The sequence below is a fragment of the Sulfitobacter sp. 1A13353 genome (assembly GCF_043557255.1).
GTDB classification, from domain to species: Bacteria; Pseudomonadota; Alphaproteobacteria; order Rhodobacterales; family Rhodobacteraceae; genus Sulfitobacter; species Sulfitobacter faviae.
Window position 1 is genome coordinate 527,435 of the sequence record NZ_JBIFFS010000001.1, and the last position, 16,903, is coordinate 544,337.

At 67.2% G+C, this 16,903-nt stretch carries 19 protein-coding genes; 16 read left to right on the forward strand and 3 right to left on the reverse strand.

What is annotated here, in order from left to right; translation table 11 throughout:
* Nucleotides 1–181: 181 nt before the first annotated feature.
* From ACGYLO_RS02560 to cobJ, 9 genes are all read left to right on the forward strand, one after another.
* The gene (locus ACGYLO_RS02560) at nt 182–865 is read left to right on the forward strand and encodes a CbtA family protein (protein ID WP_271688498.1); all 684 of its coding nucleotides are present in this window, start codon (nt 182–184) and stop codon (nt 863–865) included.
* Between the two features lie 11 nt (nt 866–876).
* Entirely contained in the window at nt 877–1,389 is a 513-nt protein-coding gene (locus ACGYLO_RS02565; protein WP_271688497.1) for a hypothetical protein, read from the forward strand.
* A 72-nt stretch (nt 1,390–1,461) separates the two neighbouring features.
* Nucleotides 1,462–1,836 carry a DUF1636 domain-containing protein gene (locus ACGYLO_RS02570; protein ID WP_271688496.1) on the forward strand — a complete coding sequence of 125 codons (375 nt, stop codon included), beginning with the start codon at nt 1,462–1,464 and terminating at the stop codon, nt 1,834–1,836.
* The gene (gene cobW, locus ACGYLO_RS02575; protein WP_271688495.1) at nt 1,833–2,867 is read left to right on the forward strand and encodes a cobalamin biosynthesis protein CobW; all 1,035 of its coding nucleotides are present in this window, start codon (nt 1,833–1,835) and stop codon (nt 2,865–2,867) included. The genes ACGYLO_RS02570 and cobW overlap by 4 nt, the downstream gene beginning before the upstream one ends.
* A gap of 6 nt (nt 2,868–2,873) precedes the next feature.
* Complete coding sequence (gene cobN, locus ACGYLO_RS02580; protein ID WP_271688494.1) at nt 2,874–6,116, forward strand: cobaltochelatase subunit CobN; 3,243 nt, start codon at nt 2,874–2,876, stop codon at nt 6,114–6,116.
* Nucleotides 6,113–7,261 (forward strand): precorrin-3B synthase, encoded by a 1,149-nt coding sequence (gene cobG / locus ACGYLO_RS02585; RefSeq protein WP_271688493.1) that lies wholly within the window; start codon nt 6,113–6,115, stop codon nt 7,259–7,261. Before cobN ends, cobG begins: the two co-directional genes overlap by 4 nt.
* Nucleotides 7,251–7,880 (forward strand): precorrin-8X methylmutase, encoded by a 630-nt coding sequence (locus ACGYLO_RS02590; protein WP_271688492.1) that lies wholly within the window; start codon nt 7,251–7,253, stop codon nt 7,878–7,880. The genes cobG and ACGYLO_RS02590 overlap by 11 nt, the downstream gene beginning before the upstream one ends.
* 2 nt (nt 7,881–7,882) lie before the next feature.
* Nucleotides 7,883–8,614, forward strand: a complete 732-nt coding sequence (gene cobI / locus ACGYLO_RS02595; protein ID WP_271690009.1) for a precorrin-2 C(20)-methyltransferase — start codon at nt 7,883–7,885, stop codon at nt 8,612–8,614.
* Nucleotides 8,611–9,345 (forward strand): precorrin-3B C(17)-methyltransferase, encoded by a 735-nt coding sequence (gene cobJ, locus ACGYLO_RS02600; RefSeq protein WP_271688490.1) that lies wholly within the window; start codon nt 8,611–8,613, stop codon nt 9,343–9,345. The genes cobI and cobJ overlap by 4 nt, the downstream gene beginning before the upstream one ends.
* Here the strand turns inward: cobJ and ACGYLO_RS02605 are convergent.
* Nucleotides 9,321–10,070 (reverse strand): cobalt-precorrin-6A reductase, encoded by a 750-nt coding sequence (locus tag ACGYLO_RS02605; RefSeq protein WP_271690008.1) that lies wholly within the window; start codon nt 10,068–10,070, stop codon nt 9,321–9,323. The two genes, cobJ and ACGYLO_RS02605, sit on opposite strands and share 25 nt — an antisense overlap.
* Between ACGYLO_RS02605 and cbiT the strand changes: the two genes are divergently transcribed.
* The 7 genes from cbiT to cobF are packed head-to-tail and all read left to right on the forward strand — an operon-like array spanning nt 10,069 to nt 15,495.
* Nucleotides 10,069–11,250, forward strand: coding sequence for a precorrin-6Y C5,15-methyltransferase (decarboxylating) subunit CbiT (gene cbiT / locus ACGYLO_RS02610; RefSeq protein WP_271688489.1), 1,182 nt, complete (start codon nt 10,069–10,071; stop codon nt 11,248–11,250). The two genes, ACGYLO_RS02605 and cbiT, sit on opposite strands and share 2 nt — an antisense overlap.
* Nucleotides 11,247–11,615, forward strand: a complete 369-nt coding sequence (locus ACGYLO_RS02615) for a cobalamin biosynthesis protein (RefSeq protein WP_271688487.1) — start codon at nt 11,247–11,249, stop codon at nt 11,613–11,615. Before cbiT ends, ACGYLO_RS02615 begins: the two co-directional genes overlap by 4 nt.
* Before the next feature lie 5 nt (nt 11,616–11,620).
* Nucleotides 11,621–12,406: a precorrin-4 C(11)-methyltransferase gene (gene cobM / locus ACGYLO_RS02620; protein WP_271688486.1), complete on the forward strand. Its 786-nt coding sequence runs from the start codon at nt 11,621–11,623 to the stop codon at nt 12,404–12,406.
* On the forward strand, nt 12,403–13,725 hold the full coding sequence (locus ACGYLO_RS02625; protein WP_271688485.1) for a cobyrinate a,c-diamide synthase: 1,323 nt from the start codon (nt 12,403–12,405) through the stop codon (nt 13,723–13,725). The genes cobM and ACGYLO_RS02625 overlap by 4 nt, the downstream gene beginning before the upstream one ends.
* On the forward strand, nt 13,725–14,450 hold the full coding sequence (cobA, locus tag ACGYLO_RS02630; protein WP_271688484.1) for a uroporphyrinogen-III C-methyltransferase: 726 nt from the start codon (nt 13,725–13,727) through the stop codon (nt 14,448–14,450). The genes ACGYLO_RS02625 and cobA overlap by 1 nt, the downstream gene beginning before the upstream one ends.
* Nucleotides 14,447–14,749, forward strand: coding sequence for a DUF1636 domain-containing protein (locus ACGYLO_RS02635; protein WP_271688483.1), 303 nt, complete (start codon nt 14,447–14,449; stop codon nt 14,747–14,749). Before cobA ends, ACGYLO_RS02635 begins: the two co-directional genes overlap by 4 nt.
* Nucleotides 14,746–15,495, forward strand: a complete 750-nt coding sequence (gene cobF / locus ACGYLO_RS02640) for a precorrin-6A synthase (deacetylating) (protein ID WP_271688482.1) — start codon at nt 14,746–14,748, stop codon at nt 15,493–15,495. The genes ACGYLO_RS02635 and cobF overlap by 4 nt, the downstream gene beginning before the upstream one ends.
* 3 nt (nt 15,496–15,498) lie before the next feature.
* Here cobF and arfB read toward each other — a convergent pair whose 3' ends face one another.
* Together arfB and ACGYLO_RS02650 are read right to left on the reverse strand one after the other, a co-directional pair.
* Nucleotides 15,499–15,921: an alternative ribosome rescue aminoacyl-tRNA hydrolase ArfB gene (arfB, locus tag ACGYLO_RS02645; RefSeq protein WP_067267837.1), complete on the reverse strand. Its 423-nt coding sequence runs from the start codon at nt 15,919–15,921 to the stop codon at nt 15,499–15,501.
* Nucleotides 15,922–16,251: 330 nt separating this feature from the next.
* Nucleotides 16,252–16,872 carry a queuosine precursor transporter gene (locus tag ACGYLO_RS02650; protein ID WP_271688480.1) on the reverse strand — a complete coding sequence of 207 codons (621 nt, stop codon included), beginning with the start codon at nt 16,870–16,872 and terminating at the stop codon, nt 16,252–16,254.
* Nucleotides 16,873–16,903 lie beyond the last annotated feature (31 nt).

The window sequence follows — 16,903 nt, forward strand, 5'->3', positions numbered from 1 at the left end:
TGCCATGCCGCAGTCCGGCTGTCTGTGATTCTGCCATTTATCAATGCCTGCCTTTCGCTGTTTTGCCCGCGCCCGCCGTTCGCTGCGTCGGGAGGGCTTTGGCACATCTTGAGGCTGGCTGATGGCTCGGCCCGCGTTTCGCGCGGCGCTGAGTATCATTTCGCATCTAAGGATCATTGCGATGTTTTCACGTTTTCTGACTTCCGCCCTGTTTGCCGGGGCCTCTGCCGGCCTGTTGACCGGCCTGCTGCAACTCTATTTCGTGCAGCCCGTGCTGCTTCACGCCGAGCTTTATGAGACCGGCGCGCTGGTGCATTTCGGGGCCGACCCCGTCAGCGCGCACCCCGATTTGCCCGGTTTCGATGCCGTCCGCGATGGGTTGAGCCTGATCTTCACCATGCTGACCTATACCGCCTATGCGCTGATCCTTCTGGCCGCGATGAGCCTTGGCGAAGAGCGCGGCGCGGTAATCGATGGCCGCTGGGGCATCCTTTGGGGTGTCGCCGGTTTCGTGGCCTTCCACCTCGCGCCGGGGTTCAGCCTTGCGCCCGAAGTGCCCGGCGTCGCCGCCGCAGACATCACTGCGCGGCAGATCTGGTGGTTCGCCACCGCAGCGGCAGCGTTGGTAGCGCTTTGGCTGCTCGCCTTCGGCAAAGGCTGGGGCGCGTGGATCGGCGCGGCGGTTCTGCTGATGGCCCCCCATGTCGTCGGCGCACCCGAACCCGAAAGCTTCAGCGGCCCGGTACCGACAGAGATCGGCGCGCTCTTCGCCGCGCGTGCGCTTGGCATCGGCTTGGCCGCATGGGTGTTGCTGGGCAGTTTCGCCGGGTTCTTTTGGCAACGTGAAGGCGCGCAGAGCGCCTGAGGGAGGTCGAAATGGACAGATCACTGGCGCTTTTCGCCATTGGATTGGTCTTTGGCGGTGGCATCGGTTTTGCCATCGCCGCAAGCAACGGTGTGACCTTCGACGGCCATGACCACGGCGACCCTGCCGCCCATGGCGGCGGCGGGCATGTGGCCATGGATCACGGTGGCGCGGATCACGCGCGCATGCATGGCCAGCCCATCGCGCTGGCCGCCGAAGAGGCCCCCAGCCTTGCAATCCGCGTGACCCCCGACCCGATGTCAGGCCATAACCTTTTTGTTGAGACCGAAGGCTTCGCCTTTGCCCCCCAGAACGCCAGCGGCGAAAATCAACCGGGCGAGGGCCATGCCCATGTCTATGTCAACGGTGCCAAGATCGGGCGGCTTTATGGCCCGTGGCTGCATCTGGCTGACCTGCCCAAGGGCGAGGTCACGGTAGAGGTCACGCTTAACGCCAACGACCACCGCCCCTTGGCGGTGAACGGCGCGCCGATTACAGCCCGCGAGGTGCTGACAGTTGAATAATCGCACCGCCTCCCCTTTTCATGGCGGGCCGGAGCGCATACCCGGCACGCATAACTCGATGGGACAAGATCAATGAGCGCAACCCTACATGTCTGCAGGACCTGCCGCGCAGGCGAGGTGCTGGAGGAAGACGCCCCGCGCCCCGGTGCGCAGCTTCATGCCGCCCTCGACGCCGCAGGCGCGCCAGAGGGCGTGACCATCGTGCCAGTGCAATGTCTTTCCGCCTGTTCGCAGGGGGCCGCCGTGGCGCTGTCTGCGCCGGGCAAATGGTCCTATGTCTATGGCCGCTTGACCAAGGAAGACGCCGCCGACATCCTTGCCGGAGCCGCCGCCTATGCCGCCACCCAAGACGGGCTGGTGCCATGGCGCGAACGCCCGGTCATCTTTCGCAAGCAAAGCCTTGCGCGTATCCCCCCTTTGACCCTGCCGCAGGAGCCTACCGCATGAGCGATCTCGCCAAAATTCCCGTTACCGTCATCACCGGCTTTCTCGGCGCTGGTAAAACCACGCTCATCCGCCATTTGATGACCAATGCAGGCGGGCGCCGCCTTGCGGTTCTGGTCAATGAGTTCGGCACCGTGGGGGTGGATGGGGACATCCTGAAATCCTGCGCCATCGACGACTGCCCGGCGGAGAATATCGTCGAGCTGGCCAATGGCTGCATCTGTTGCACCGTGGCCGATGATTTCATCCCCACCATCGAAGCGTTGATGGCCCTGCCGACGCGCCCCGATCACATCCTGATCGAAACCTCTGGGCTGGCCCTGCCAAAACCGCTGCTCAAGGCCTTCGACTGGCCCGCGATCCGGTCCAAGATCACCGTCGACGGCGTCATCGCGCTGGCCGATGCCGAGGCCGTGGCCGCTGGCACTTTCGCCGCCGATGTCGCCGCCGTGGACGCGCAGCGTCTGGCCGACGACAGCCTCGACCACGAAACGCCGCTCTCCGAAGTGTTCGAAGATCAGATTTCCTGCGCCGATATCGTGCTGATGTCCAAGGCCGATCTGGCCGGTCCCGATGGCCTCGCCAAAGCCCGCAAGGTGATCGAAGAGGAAAGCCCGCGTGAGATTCCGATCCTTGAGATGACCGAAGGCGTGATCGACCCCAAGGTCGTGCTGGGCCTCAACGCCGCCGCCGAAGACGACCTCGCCGCGCGCCCTTCGCATCATGACGGCCACGACGATCACGAGCATGACGATTTCGAAACCGTGGTGATCCCGATGCCGGAAGTGTCGGATGTCGATGCGCTGGTGGCCTCGATCGAACGGCTCGCGCGCGAGCAGAACATCCTGCGCGTGAAGGGCTATGTCGCGGTCGAGGGTAAACCGATGCGCCTGTTGGTGCAGGCCGTGGGCGCGCGGGTGCGCCAGCAGTTCGACCGCCCTTGGGGCAGCGACACGCGCGCCGGGCATCTGGTGGTGATCGCCGAGCATGACGACATCGACCTTGCCAAAATCCGCGAGACTTTGGGAGCCTGACCGCCCATGCATGTCGTCTTTCGCGAAAGCCACGGGTTGGAGGATACCGACACCCCCTATGATCCGGGGCAAACCCCCGCCGATCTGGTGGTGCTGTCGTTTTCCGACAGTGACCTCGGCGCTTTCGCGGCAGGCTGGCATCGCGGCGGCGGCAAGGAGGGCAAGCTGCCCTCGCTGCGGCTGTGCAACCTCGTGGCGCTGCGGCACCCGGCCTCGGTCGACAACTATATCGAACAGACGCTGACCGGGGCCAAGGGCATTTTGATCCGCCTCATCGGGGGGGAGAATTACTGGCCCTACGGCATCATGCAGGTCCAAGACTTCGCCCGCCGCCATGATATCGCGCTGGCCGTCTTGCCGGCCGATGGGCGCGAGGATCCGGGGCTCGACGCGCATTCGACTTTGCCGGTTTCCACGCTGCGCCGTCTTGCGCATCTTTGTGATGCGGGCGGGCCGGTGGCGGCGCAGGCCGCGCTGGCGCAGATGGCGCTGGCGGCGGGCTTTTACGCCGGGCCGGTCATGGGCACGAAAACGGTGCCCGATTGCGGCTATTACGACCCCGATCAAGGGGTGCTCCCCCTCGCCGACGCGGCGGGGGAGACTGTCGCGGTTACCTTTTACCGCAGCTATCTTCTGGCCGCCGATACCGCGCCCGTCGACGCGCTGATCCGGGCGTTGCGGGCGGCGGGGCTGAACGCCATCGGGCTTTTCGTACCCTCGCTCAAATCCGATCCTGCGCGGGGCTTTCTGGACGATGCCTTGGCGGCGATGAAACCCGTGGCCATCGTCAACGCCACCGCCTTTTCGGGGCGCGGGGATGATGGCACCTCCCCGCTCGACGCGCCGGGCTGCCCGGTGTTTCAGGTGGCCCTCTCCACCGCCCGGCGGCGCGACTGGGACGAAAGCGAGCGCGGCCTTTCCCCCGCCGATCTGGCGATGCATGTGGTCCTGCCCGAGGTCGATGGCCGCATCTTCGGTGGCGTCGTCAGCTTCAAGAGCCCCGGAAAGCGCGACCCCGATCTGCAATATTCCCGCTTTGCCCACCGCGCCGAAGAGGCGCGGATCGAGGCTGTCGTCGCCCGCGTGCTGGGCTGGCATCGGCTGGCGCAGACCCCGGCGGCCACGCGCAAGCTGGCACTGGTGCTCTCGACCTATCCGGGGCGGGACGATCAGCTGGCCCATGCGGTCGGGCTCGACGCGCTGGCCAGTGTCGAAGACATGCTGATGCGTTTGGCGGGCGAAGGCTATGGCGTCACGCCTCAGATCGGCTTTGGCCGCAGCCTGACCGAAGCGCGCATCACTTGGCCCCTTGCCGACTATGAGGTGGCGCTGGCAACTTTGCCGCAGGCGTTGCGTGATGATCTGGCGCAGGCTTGGGGCGCGGCGGAGGACGATCCGCTGGCTCAGGACGGCGCCTTCCACTTCGCCGCGCAAACCTGCGGCAACGCGCTGGTCGCGCTGCAACCCGAGCGGGGCGATCTGCAAGACCGCGAAGACAGCTATCACGACCTCGCCCGCACGCCGCGGCATTCCTATGTGGCCTTCTACCTCTGGCTGCGGGCGCAGGGGCATCATGCGCTGGTGCATATCGGCGCGCATGGCACGCTGGAGTGGCTGCCGGGCAAGGCGGTGGCCCTTTCGGGCGATTGCTGGCCCGAGGCGCTGACCGGTGATCTGCCGGTGATCTACCCCTTCATCGTTAACGATCCCGGCGAAGCGGCACAGGCCAAGCGGCGCATCGGGGCGGTGACGCTCGGCCATCTGCCGCCCCCGCTGAAAGACAGTGAAACGCCCGATGGGCTGTTGCGGCTGGAACGGCTGCTGGACGAATATTCCACTGCCGACGGGCTCGACCCCGCGCGCCGCGACCGGCTGGTCGACACGATCCGGGCCGAGGCGCAGGCGGCGGGGGTGGAAGATGACCTCGGCCTCGACGCCGCCAGTTCCTCGGCCGAGGCGCTAACCCGGATCGACGCCTTCGTTTGCGACATCAAGGAAAGCCAATACGGCGATGGTTTGCACGTCTTCGGCGCGGGGGCGGGCGAATGGGACGGGCTGCTGACCGCACTGGCGGGGCGGCGCGTCACCTCCGGGCCCTCCGGCTCGCCCTATCGCGGGCGGTCGGATGTGCTGCCCACGGGGCGCAACCTCTATGCCGTCGATCCGCGCGGGGTGCCCAGCCGGGCCGCCCATGCGCAGGGGGTGAAACTGGCCGAGGAACTGCTCAGGCGGCATCTGCAAGACAATGGCGACTGGCCGCGCGGGCTGGTGATCGACCTTTGGGGCTCGGCCACCATGCGCACGGCGGGCGAAGAGGTCGCCATGGCGATGCATCTCGCCGGGATCGCGCCGAAATGGGATGAGGGCAGTGAACGGGTGTCGGGTTTCGAGGTGATCCCGCTGACCCTGCTGGACCGTCCGCGCATCGACGTGACCCTTCGCATCTCGGGCCTGTTCCGCGATGTCTTTCCCGGCCTCGCGCAGCTTTTCGAAGCCGGGGCGGCGGCATTGGCCGAACGCGAAGAAGCGCCGGATATGAACCCCTACCTCACCCGCACGCCGCGCGTTTTTGGCCCCAAACCGGGCCTTTACGGCGTGAATATGGAAGCAGCCTTGCAAGACTATTCCGACGCGGGTCGCGCCGCGGCGGGCGAGGCGTGGCTTGCGGGGTCGGAATGGGCGATCAATGCCCAAGGCGAGGCGCATCAGGACCGCGCCGCGCTGGAGGCGCAGTTGCAGCGCGCCGATGGCTTTGCTCATGTGCAGGACTTGGCCGAAAGCGATATCCTGCTCGCCTCGGACTATGCCAGCCACGAAGGCGGCTTTGCCGCCGCGATGGCGCATCTGGGCGCGCAGAAACCGGCGATGTACCACCTTGACCACACCCGTGCAGGCAGCCCCCGCGCGCGCTCCATGCCCGAAGAGATCGCCCGCGTCGTCCGCGCCCGTGCGGCCAATCCCAATTGGGCCAGCGGCATGATGCGCCATGGTTTCCGCGGCGCGGCAGAGGTGGCCGCGACGCTCGACAACCTTGCTGCCTTTGCGCATCTGACGCGCGAGGTGCCTGCGCATCTCTTCGACCTTTATTTCGACGCCACGCTGGGGCGCGAAGATCTCGTGGCCTTCATGGAGGCCGAGAACCCCGCGGCCTTGCAAGCCATGCGCGACCGTTTTGCGGCGCTGCGCGAGTCCGGCCTCTGGCTGACCCGCCGCAACTCGATCTCGGCCACGTTGGACGGGGTGACGTGAGCGCGGCCCCGGCGATCAAGGGCTGGTGCCCCGGTGCGTTGCGCCCGATGCTCTCGGGCGATGGGCTGGTGGTGCGTCTGCGGGTGCCGCAGGGGCGCTTGACCCCGGCCCAAGCCCGCGGCGTGGCAGGGCTGGCCGCGCGCTATGGCAATGGCATGCTCGACCTGTCGAACCGGGGCAATCTGCAACTGCGCGGCGTCGATCCCGCGCGGCATGAAGGGCTGATCGAGGCGCTGCGCGCGCTGGCGCTGATCGATGTGGATGAGCGGACGGAGCGACGGCGCAACATCATGGTCAGCCCCTTTTGGCAGGCGGGCGATGATACCGAATTCCTGAGCCATGCCCTCTCATCCGCCGCGCAGTCCCATGCGCTGCCGGATGTCTCCGCCAAATTCGGCTATGCGGTCGATGCGGGGCCGCAGCCGGTGTTGCAGGCCGATCCCGCCGACATCCGTTTCGAGCGGTCGGCGAAGGGGCAACTGCTACTCTGCATCGAAGGGGCGCCGCGGGGCAAACCCGTAACCCGCGCGACTGCGGTGGCCGAGGCCATCGCGCTTGCCGAATGGGTGCGCGCGCAGGGGGTGACCCGCGCTGCGCGCGCCACGGCCACGGGGGCACCGCTTCCCGCCGGTTTCGACCATCCACGGCAGACAGGGCAGGGCACACCCGCCCTCGGTGCCTATCCGGCGGGGGCGCTTGCTGCCTGTGCTTTCGGGCAGATGGAGGCCGAGACGCTTGCCGCGCTCGCCGAGCTTGGCCCGCTGCGCCTGACCCCGTGGCGGAGGATGCTGATCGAAGGTGCCACGCGGTTGCCTGATCTGTCCGGTCTTATCACCGCCGCCGATGACCCGTTGCTGCGCGTCATTGCCTGTATCGGTGCGCCGGGCTGCGCACAGAGCCGGGGCGAGACGCGCGCGCTGGCCCGCCGCCTTGCCGCCGTGGTGCCAAAGGGTCAACGCCTGCACGTCTCGGGCTGTGCCAAGGGCTGCGCCGCGCCGCGCGCTACCGACCTCACCCTGACCGCCACCGCGCCAGCGCGCTATGACCTCATCCACGATGGCCGCGCCGATGCCCCGCCTGATCTGCGCGGGCTGACCCCCGCCGCCATCGCCTCTCACCTTAGAAAGTCCGCCGATGCCCCATAGCTATATCACCGACGGTGCCGAGATTTACCGCCAGTCCTTTGCCACCATCCGCGCCGAAGCGGCGCTGGCGCGGTTCACCCCCGAGGAAGAGATCGTCGCCGTGCGCATGATCCACGCCGCGGGCATGGTGGGACTGGAGGAACACATCCGCTTTTCCGAAGGCATGGCCGTGGCCGCGCGGGCGGCGCTGGAAGACGGTGCGCCGATCCTCTGCGACGCCTATATGGTCAGCGAAGGCATCACCCGCAAACGGCTGCCGCGCGAGAATGAGGTGATCTGCACCCTGCGCGACCCCTCGGTGCCGGATTTGGCCGCGAAGATGAGCAACACCCGCTCTGCCGCCGCGCTGGAACTGTGGCGGCCCCATCTGCAAGGTGCCGTGGTGGCCATCGGCAATGCGCCCACGGCGCTGTTTCACCTGCTCAACATGCTCGAAGACCCCGATTGCCCGCGCCCGGCGGCGATCATCGGCTGTCCGGTGGGCTTCATCGGCGCGGCGGAATCGAAAGAGGCTTTGATGCAGGACCTGCCGGTGCCCTCGATGATCGTGCAGGGGCGTTTGGGCGGTTCGGCGATCACCGTGGCGGCGGTGAACGCCTTGGCCAGCAGGGTGGAATGACGATGGGCAAGGTTATCTGCGCGGGCCTTGGTCCCGGCGACCCCGAACTGATGAGTGTGAAATCCCACCGTGCCATTCGCGGCGCGCGGCATCTGGCCTATTTCCGCAAGAAAGGCCGCGCGGGCCAAGCACGCCGGATCGTTGAGGGGATGCTGCGCGACGACGTGGTGGAATATGCGATGGAATATCCCGTCACCACCGAGTTGCGCTTTGATTCGCCCGAGTATCGCGCCCAGATGGTCGCATTTTACGAGGAATGGGCCGACCGGCTAGAAGCCTTGGCGCAGGATCACGAGGTCGTCGTGCTCTGCGAGGGTGACCCTTTCTTCTACGGCTCCTTCATGCATCTGCACACGCGGCTTCAGGGCCGCGCCGAGGTTGAGGTGCTGCCCGCGATCCCCGGCATGGTGGGCTGCTGGAATGCGCTCGATACGCCCTTCACTTGGGGTGACGACGTGGTAACCGTTTTGATGGGCACGCTGCCCGAGGCCGAGTTGACCGATCACATGAAGCGCGCCGATGCGCTGGTGGTGATGAAGACGGGCCGCAACCTGCCCAGCGTGCGCCGCGCGCTGGCGGCGGCGGGCAAGTTGGAGGACGCTTGGCTGGTCGAACGCGGAACCATGCCCGACCAGCGGGTGGCAAGGCTTTCTGACGTGGCGGATGACGACTGCCCCTATTTCGCGATCGTCTTGGTCCATGGCCAAGGCCGCAGACCGGAGGCGGAGACATGAGCGGCATCCTTCATATCGCGGGCCTCGGCCCCGGTGACGACGCGCTTGTCACGCCCGAGGTGACCGAGGCCTTGGCGCAGGCCACTGACGTTATCGGCTATATCCCTTACGTCGCCCGCGTCGCCCCGCGCGACGGGCTGACCCTGCACCCCAGCGACAACCGGGTGGAGTTGGACCGCGCGACCCATGCCCTGCAACTGGCGCAGGCGGGCGCGCGGGTGGTGGTGGTCTCTTCGGGTGATCCGGGTGTTTTTGCCATGGCCTCAGCCGTGTTCGAAGCGGTGGAGCGGGAACCGGCGTTTGAAAGCGTCGACGTCCGCGTGCTGCCCGGTATCACGGCGATGCTGGCGGCGGCGGCGCGGCTTGGGGCGCCTTTGGGTCATGATTTCTGCGCGATCAACCTCAGCGACAACCTCAAGCCCTGGGCGATGGTGGAGCACCGTTTGCGGATGGCCGCGCGGGCGGATTTCGCCATGGCCTTCTACAACCCCCGCAGCAAATCCCGCCCGCATCAATTCGCCGAGGCGTTGGAGATTTTGCGCGCCGAATGCGGGCCGGAGCGGCTGATCACCTTCGCCCGCGCCGTGACCACGCCGGAAGAGGCGTTCAACACCGTCACATTGGGCGAGGCGACGCCCGAGATGGCGGATATGCGCACCGTGGTGATCGTCGGCAATTCCGCGACGCGGCGGGTCGGGCGCTATGTCTATACGCCGCGCAGCGCGGTATGATGTAGCCAATGCATCACTTCGGTCACATCATTGGCGGCCACTTCGCCCGGCAGTTTCGGCCGCTCGGCCAAGATCACCGGCAGGCCAAGGCTGCGGGCGGCATCCAACTTGGCCCGCGCGCCAGCGCCTCCGGCGTTCTTGGCGACCACATGGGTGATTGCATGGGTCTGCATCAGCGCGGTATCGCCCGCCACGTCAAAAGGCCCGCGCGCCAGCACGACCGTCGCCCGCGGCAGCGGCAGCGGGTCGCGTGGCGGATCGACGAGGCGCAGGAGGTAGCGGTGCTGCGGTTTCGCGGCGAAAAGCGCCAGCTGCTGCTTGCCGATGGCCAGAAACACCCGCGCCGGGCTGTCGGGCAGGGCGGCGGGCAGCGCGGTGAGGTCGGGCACGAAGGTCCAGTCGTCACCCTCCTGCGGCTCCCACGCGGGGCGCTCGAACCGCACGAGCGGCAGGTCTTGCCGGGCGCAGGCGACGAAGGCATTGTTGCTCATCCCCGCGGCGAAGGGGTGGGTTGCGTCGACGACATGGGTGATCGCTTCGGCTTTGAGATAGGCCACCAGCCCCGACACGCCCCCGAAGCCGCCGACGCGGGTGGGCAGGGGCTGGGCCACGGGGCTGTCGGTGCGCCCGGCATAGGAAAACACCGCGTCGATCTCGGCTTTGGCCAAGGCGCGGGCCAAGGCGCTGGCTTCGGTGGTGCCACCCAAAAGAAGGACGCGCATAATGGGTGACCCTTGGCTCAGCATCATCGGAATGCCCGACGATAGCGCGGATGCCTTGCCCCCGGCAAGCCGCGCGGCGCTGGCAAAGGCCGAGGTGATCTTTGGCGGGCCGCGTCATCTGGAGCGGGCAGGCGCAGGCGCGCGCGGGCGCGCTTGGCCGGTGCCCTTCTCGGTCGAGCCGGTGTTGGCCGAGCGCGGCAAACGCGTGGCGATGCTGGTGTCGGGCGATCCCTTCTGGTTCGGCGCGGGCGGCAGCATCGTCGGCGCGTTGCAGCCCGACGAATGGCACAGCCTGCCCGCGCCCTCGACCTTCTCGCTGGTGGCCAATGCGCTCGGCTGGCGGTTGGAGGAGGTTACCTGCCACGGGTTGCATGCCGCACCGCTGGCGCAGTTGCGCGGTGCCCTGCGTCCCAACGGGCGGATGATCTGCCTGCTGCGCGATGGGAAAGCCCCTGCGGCGCTGGCGGAGTTTCTCTGCACGCAAGGCGCGGGCACGGCCACGCTGCATGTGGCCGAACGGCTGGGCGGCCCCGATGCGCGGGTGCGAGAGGTGCGGGCGGATCGCTTCGATCTGACGGATGTGCAAGCGCCGGTGGCGGTCGGGGTCGCGCTGCCCAAAGGCATCGGCCTGCAGCGCTCCCCCGGCCTGCCGGATGACCATTTTGCCAGCGACGGCCAAATCACCAAGGCGCCGGTGCGGGCGCTGACGCTGTCGGCCCTCGCCCCTCGGCCCGGCGAGTTGCTGTGGGACATCGGCGCGGGCAGCGGCTCGGTCTCGGTCGAGTTCTGCCTTGCCGGTGGGCGCGCCATCGCCTTTGAGCAGCACGCCACGCGGGTCGAGAATATCACCCGCAACATCGCAGATTTCGGCCTGAACGCGCGTATGCAAGCGTTTCATGGCCGCGCACCAAATGTCTGGGCGGGGCAGCCTTTGCCTGATGTCGTCTTTGTCGGCGGCGGCGGGAACGCGGCGCTTTACGATGCCCTCCTGCCTGCGCTACCAGCGGGCACGCGGCTGGTCGCCAACGGTGTGACGCTGGAAACCGAAGCGCTTTTGGCGCAGTTGCAAGCGGCCCATGGCGGTAACCTGTTGCGGATCGAACTGGCGCAGGCCGCACCTTTGGGCCGGATGCGCGGCTGGCAGCCGCTGCGGCCCGTGGTACAATGGAGCGTGACACTATGAGGATGGCCGGGATCGGATTTCGGGGCGCGGCAAGCGTGGCGTCATTGCGCGACGCGCTGGAGCGGGCCAACCCCGATGGCACCAAGATCGACGCGTTGGTGACCGAAGCCGCCAAGGCCCGCGCCACCGTCTTCCGCGAGTTCGCGCAAGAGTTGGGCGTGCCGGGGCTGGGCATCACCACCGAAGACTTGGCCCGCATGATAACCCCCACGCAATCGGCCCGGATCGAAGACCGTTTCGGCACCGGCTCCCTGTCCGAGGCCGCCGCATTGGCTGCCGCCGGGCCGGGGGCGGTATTGGTTGCCGAACGCGTCGTTTCGGGCGATGCCATGGCCACCGCGGCGATTGCCGAGAGGAAAGGATAGATACCGTGACTATACATTTCATCGGGGCCGGGCCGGGGGCGGCGGATCTCATCACCCTGCGCGGGCGCGACCTGATCGCGGCCTGCCCGGTCTGCCTCTATGCCGGGTCGCTGGTGCCCGAGGCGTTGCTGAGCCACTGCCCCGAAGGCGCGCGGATCGTCAACACCGCACGGCTGTCGCTGGATGACATCATGGAGGAAATCGCCGCCGCCGATGCCGCAGGTCATGACGTGGCGCGGCTGCATTCGGGCGACCTGTCGGTCTGGTCGGCGATGGGCGAACAATTGCGCCGCTTGCGCGAGATGGGCATCGCCTATGACGTGACGCCGGGGGTGCCATCCTTTGCCGCCGCCGCGGCGGAACTGGGGGCCGAACTGACCCTGCCGGGCGTGGCGCAATCGGTGATCCTGACCCGCACCTCGGGCCGCGCCACGGCGATGCCCGAAGGCGAGACGCTGGCCAATTTCGCCCGCACCGGGGCGACGCTGGCCATCCACCTGTCGGTGCATGTGCTTGATAAAGTCGTCGAAGAACTGACCCCGCATTACGGTGCCGATTGCCCCGTCGCCGTGGTCTGGCGTGCAAGCTGGCCCGATCAGCGCATCGTCAAAGCGACGCTTGCGACCCTGCGCACCGAAGTGGGCGAGGAAATGGCCCGCACCGCGCTGATCCTCGTGGGCCATGCCATCGGGGCCGAGGATTTCGGCGAGAGCCGCCTTTACGCCGCCGATTATGACCGCCGCTTCCGCCCCGTCGGGGCCGAGCCGCGCTTTCCGGAGACCTCCTCATGATCCCGCCCGGCCTGCTGATTTCCGCCCCCGCTTCCGGCACGGGCAAGACGACCTTGATGCTGGGGCTGTTGGCCGCGCTGCGCGCCGAAGGTGTCGCGGTGCAGCCGTTCAAAAGCGGCCCTGATTACATCGACCCTGCCTTTCACACGGCGGCCTCGGGCCGGGCGTCTTTCAACCTCGACAGTTGGTCGATGGACCGCGCGCGGATCGAAGGGCTGGTCGGCAATGCCGATGGGGCCGAATTGATCCTCGGCGAGGGGTCGATGGGGCTGTTTGACGGTGTGGCCAAACCGGGGGCCTGCGGCAATGGCGCCAGCGCCGATGTCGCGGCGCTGATGGGCTGGCCGGTGGTGCTGGTGCTCGACGTATCGGGGGCGGCGCAATCGGTGGCGGCCACGGCGCTCGGCTTTCGCGAGATGCGGCCCGATGTGGAACTGGCGGGCGTGGTGTTGAACCGCGTCGCCTCCCCCCGGCATGAGACGCTGGTGCGCGCGGGGATGGAGGCTGTCGGGATCAAAGTCTTCGGCGCGCTGCCGCGCCGGGTGGAAATCGAAATGCCCGAGCGTCACCTCGGGCTGGTGCAGGCCGGAGAGCAGGAAAACCTGCCCGATCTGTTGGGGCAGGCGGCGGCCTTCGTCGCGGCCCATGTCGATGTCCCCGCCCTGCGGGCCGCCGCGCGGGGCACGTTGCAGAACCCACCCGCACCGGCGCAGATCACCCCGCCCGGGCAGCGCATCGCGCTGGCGCAGGACAACGCTTTCGCTTTTGTCTATCCGCATCTTTTGGCCGGATGGCGCGCGGCGGGGGCAGAGGTTCTGCCCTTCTCCCCGCTCGCCGATGAAGCGCCGGACGACAGTGCCGATTGCTGCTGGCTCCCCGGTGGCTACCCTGAACTCCACGCCGGCAGGCTGGCCGCCGCCGCGCAATTCCGCGACGGGCTGCGCGCCTTTGCCGAGACCCGCCCCGTGCACGGCGAATGCGGGGGCTATATGGCGATGGGCGCGGGCCTCATCGACAAAGAGGGCGCCCGGCACGAGATGGCGGGGCTTCTGGGGCTCGAGACCTCTTTCGCCAAGCGCAAGATGCATCTGGGCTACCGTCAGGCCGACCTCAACGCGCCGATCCCCGGCCATTCCGCACGGGCCGAATTGTGCGGGCATGAGTTCCACTATGCCACGATCCTTGCCGAGCCGGACGCCCCGCTGGCGCGGATCACCGACGCCAATGATCTTGAAGTGCCCGAGACCGGCTCGGTCCGCGATTTCGCGGGGGGCGGGCGTGCCACGGGCACCTTCTTTCACATGATCGCGGCGCTGTGATGGGGGGCTTTGTTTCCTTCGTCTCCTCCGGCCCGGGCGACCCGGAGCTCTTGACCGTCAAGGCCGTGGCGCGGTTGCAGGCGGCCGATGTGGTGCTCTTCGATGACCTCAGCGCGGGCCCGATTTTGGAGCACGCGCGCCCCGATGCGGACCTGATCGGCGTCGGCAAACGGGCCGGGCGCGCCTCGCCCAAGCAAGACCATGTGAGCCGCGTTCTGGTCGATCATGCGCAAGCCGGGCTAAAGGTCGTGCGGTTGAAATCCGGCGACAGCGGCATGTTCGGACGGCTGGAGGAAGAGATCATCGCCCTGCGCGCGGCGGATATCCCTTTCGAGATCGTGCCGGGCGTGACCGCCGCCTCTGCCGCCGCAGCCACCGCAGGCATCCCGCTGACCCGCCGCATGACGGCGCGGCGCGTGCAATTCATCACCGGCGCGGATGTGACCGGCGAATTGCCGCGCGACGTGAACATGGCCGCCTTGGCCGATCCGATGGCGACCACCGTGGTCTATATGGGCAAACGCACCTTTGCGGGCCTTGCTGCACGATTGATCGAACACGGGCTGCCAGGCCACACGCCCGCGCTGCTGGCCGAGGCGGTTTCGACCCCGGCGGAGAAGGTGCAGCGCTTCACGATCGGAACGCTGGCGCGCCATCTGGAGAGCACCAGCAGCACCACGCCCGCGCTGATCTTTTACGGACCATTGGCCGAGTTCGAGACGTGAAGGCGTTTGTCTGCACCTCCTGCACCGCTGATGGCGGCTTTCTGGATGTGGTCCGCGCGGGTCTGTCCGAGGTGGAGGTCGAAGGCATCGACTGTATGTCAGGCTGCACGCGGGGCCAGACCATCGCCTTTCGCGCGCCAGGCAAGGTGGCCTATCTGTTTGGAGAGATCACCGAGGCGGATATGGATGACCTGCGCCGTTTCGTGGTGCTCTACCGTGCGTCGCCGGATGGCAAATTCCCCGATGCGCGGGTGCTCGGCGGGCTGCGGCTGAAAGCGATTGCGAGGATACCGGGATGAGCGCGCTTGAACTCACTTTGATCGGCATCGGCACCGGCAACCCTGAGCATCTGACGCTGCAAGCGATCCGGGCGATGAACGCGCAAGACCTGATCTTGATCCCGCAAAAGGGCGCGGGCAAGGATGATCTGGCGGGGCTGCGGCGGAGCATCTGCGACGAGGTGTTGACCAATGAGGCGGTGCAGATCGTCGGCTTCGATCTGCCCGTGCGCGACCCGGCGATCGAGGATTACCGCGCCCGTGTCGACCACTGGCATGATGCGATTGCCGAGGCGTGGCGCGGGGCGATGGCCCAGCATCCGATCGCCCGGCGGGTGGCGCTGCTGGTCTGGGGCGACCCGTCGCTTTATGACAGCACCCTGCGCATCGCCGCGCGGCTGGAACCTGCGCCGCGCATCACCGTGATCCCCGGCATCACCTCATTGCAAGGGCTGACGGCGGCTCATGCGATCCCGCTGAATGAAATCGGCGCGCCCTTCATGGTGACCACCGGGCGGCAATTGCGCGATCACGGCTGGCCCGAAGGGGTCGATACGTTGGTGATCATGCTTGATGGCGATTGCGCGTTTCAGACGTTGGAGCCTGCGGAGGTGACGATCTGGTGGGGCGCCTATGTCGGCATGGCCGAAGAGATCATCCGCCACGGCCCGCTGGCCGAGGTTGCCGAAGACATCATCGCCACCCGTGCCGCCGCCCGCGCGGCGCATGGCTGGATCATGGACATCTACCTGCTGCGGCGCGGCTGATCCTTAACCGTCGGGATCGACCTTGCCGCGCATCGCCTTGACCTCGCCGCGTACCTTCTTGGCCTTGAGGCGGCGCTTTTTCGACCCCAGCGTCGGGCGGGTGGCGATGCGGCGTTTCGGCGGGGTGAGGGCGCGGCGGATCAACTCGGCCAGACGCTCGCGCACCAACTCGCGGTTGCGGGCCTGACTGCGGGTCTCGTCACATTGCAGCACCAATGCGCCTTCGGTCGTCCAGCGCCGCCCGGCCAGACGGCGCAGCCGGTTCTTGACCGGTTGCGGCAGGGAAGGCGAGGTCGCGGCTTCGAACCGCAATTCCACCGCCGAGGAGACCTTGTTCACATTCTGCCCGCCGGGGCCGGAGGCGCGCATGAAGCTTTCCGTCAGTTCCCAATCCTGAATGGCGATGTCATCGTTGATGTGCAGCATGGGCTCTCCTTGCCCCGCAACATGCCAGCCCGCGCGGTGAGGGTGAAGGGGGAATGCGAAATGGGCCGCCCCTTGCGGAACGGCCCAATCGAATGGTTTCAGGAGGGGGATCGGTTAGACCGACGTCCACCAGGTGGTTGCATTGCCAGGGGCTGCCCTAGCAGGAAACCCCGCTGGCTGTTCCGACACCTCGCTCCAATACCTTTCTTGACACTGGATCACCTCCTTTACATTTGTTGAACTCACCCTGAGCGTTGCACAGGTTTTGAAATTCGCAAAGCGTTTTTTTAGAGGGGTGCGGCGGCAGGGGGGTGGCCCCCTGCGCCGGTATCACGCGCGGGCGGTCAGCCGTGCGGTCAGCAGCCGGAAGGGGATCAGCGCGATCAGCGCGATGGCCAGTTTGACCGACCAATCCGCCACAGCGAGCGAGACCCAAAGCGGCGCGAGCGGGCCCGTGCCCAAAAGCGGCAGTGTCTCAGCGGCCCAAGCCACATCGGTGGCGGGGTGGATGAACGACAGGCTGGCCGAAAAGGCGATGGAGAAAAACAGCGCCGTGTCGATCGCGCTGCTGATCAAGGTGCTGACCAAGGGCGCGCGCCACCATGCGCCATCGCGGAAACGGTTAAAGATCGTCACGTCCAACAGCTGTGCCACGAGGAAGGCGGTGCCCGAAGCCACGGCAATGCGGATCGTCACCAGCGGGCCGAACTCGCCCATGATCTGCGTCCCAATGAGCGAGCAGATCAGGCCCACGACAAAGCCCACCAACACGACCCGGCGCGCGGCAGAGGCGCCGTAGAGACGGTTCATCACATCGGTGACGAGGAAGGCCAGCGGATAGGTGAAAGCCCCCCAGGTCAGCCATTGGCCAAAGAGAAACTGAACAAGGATATTCGAGGCCACGACGATGGCGGCCATGGCAAGGATGCCGGGAAGATAGGTGCGTGTCATATGTGAACCGTTTTGTGCAAGGGTGCGGCGA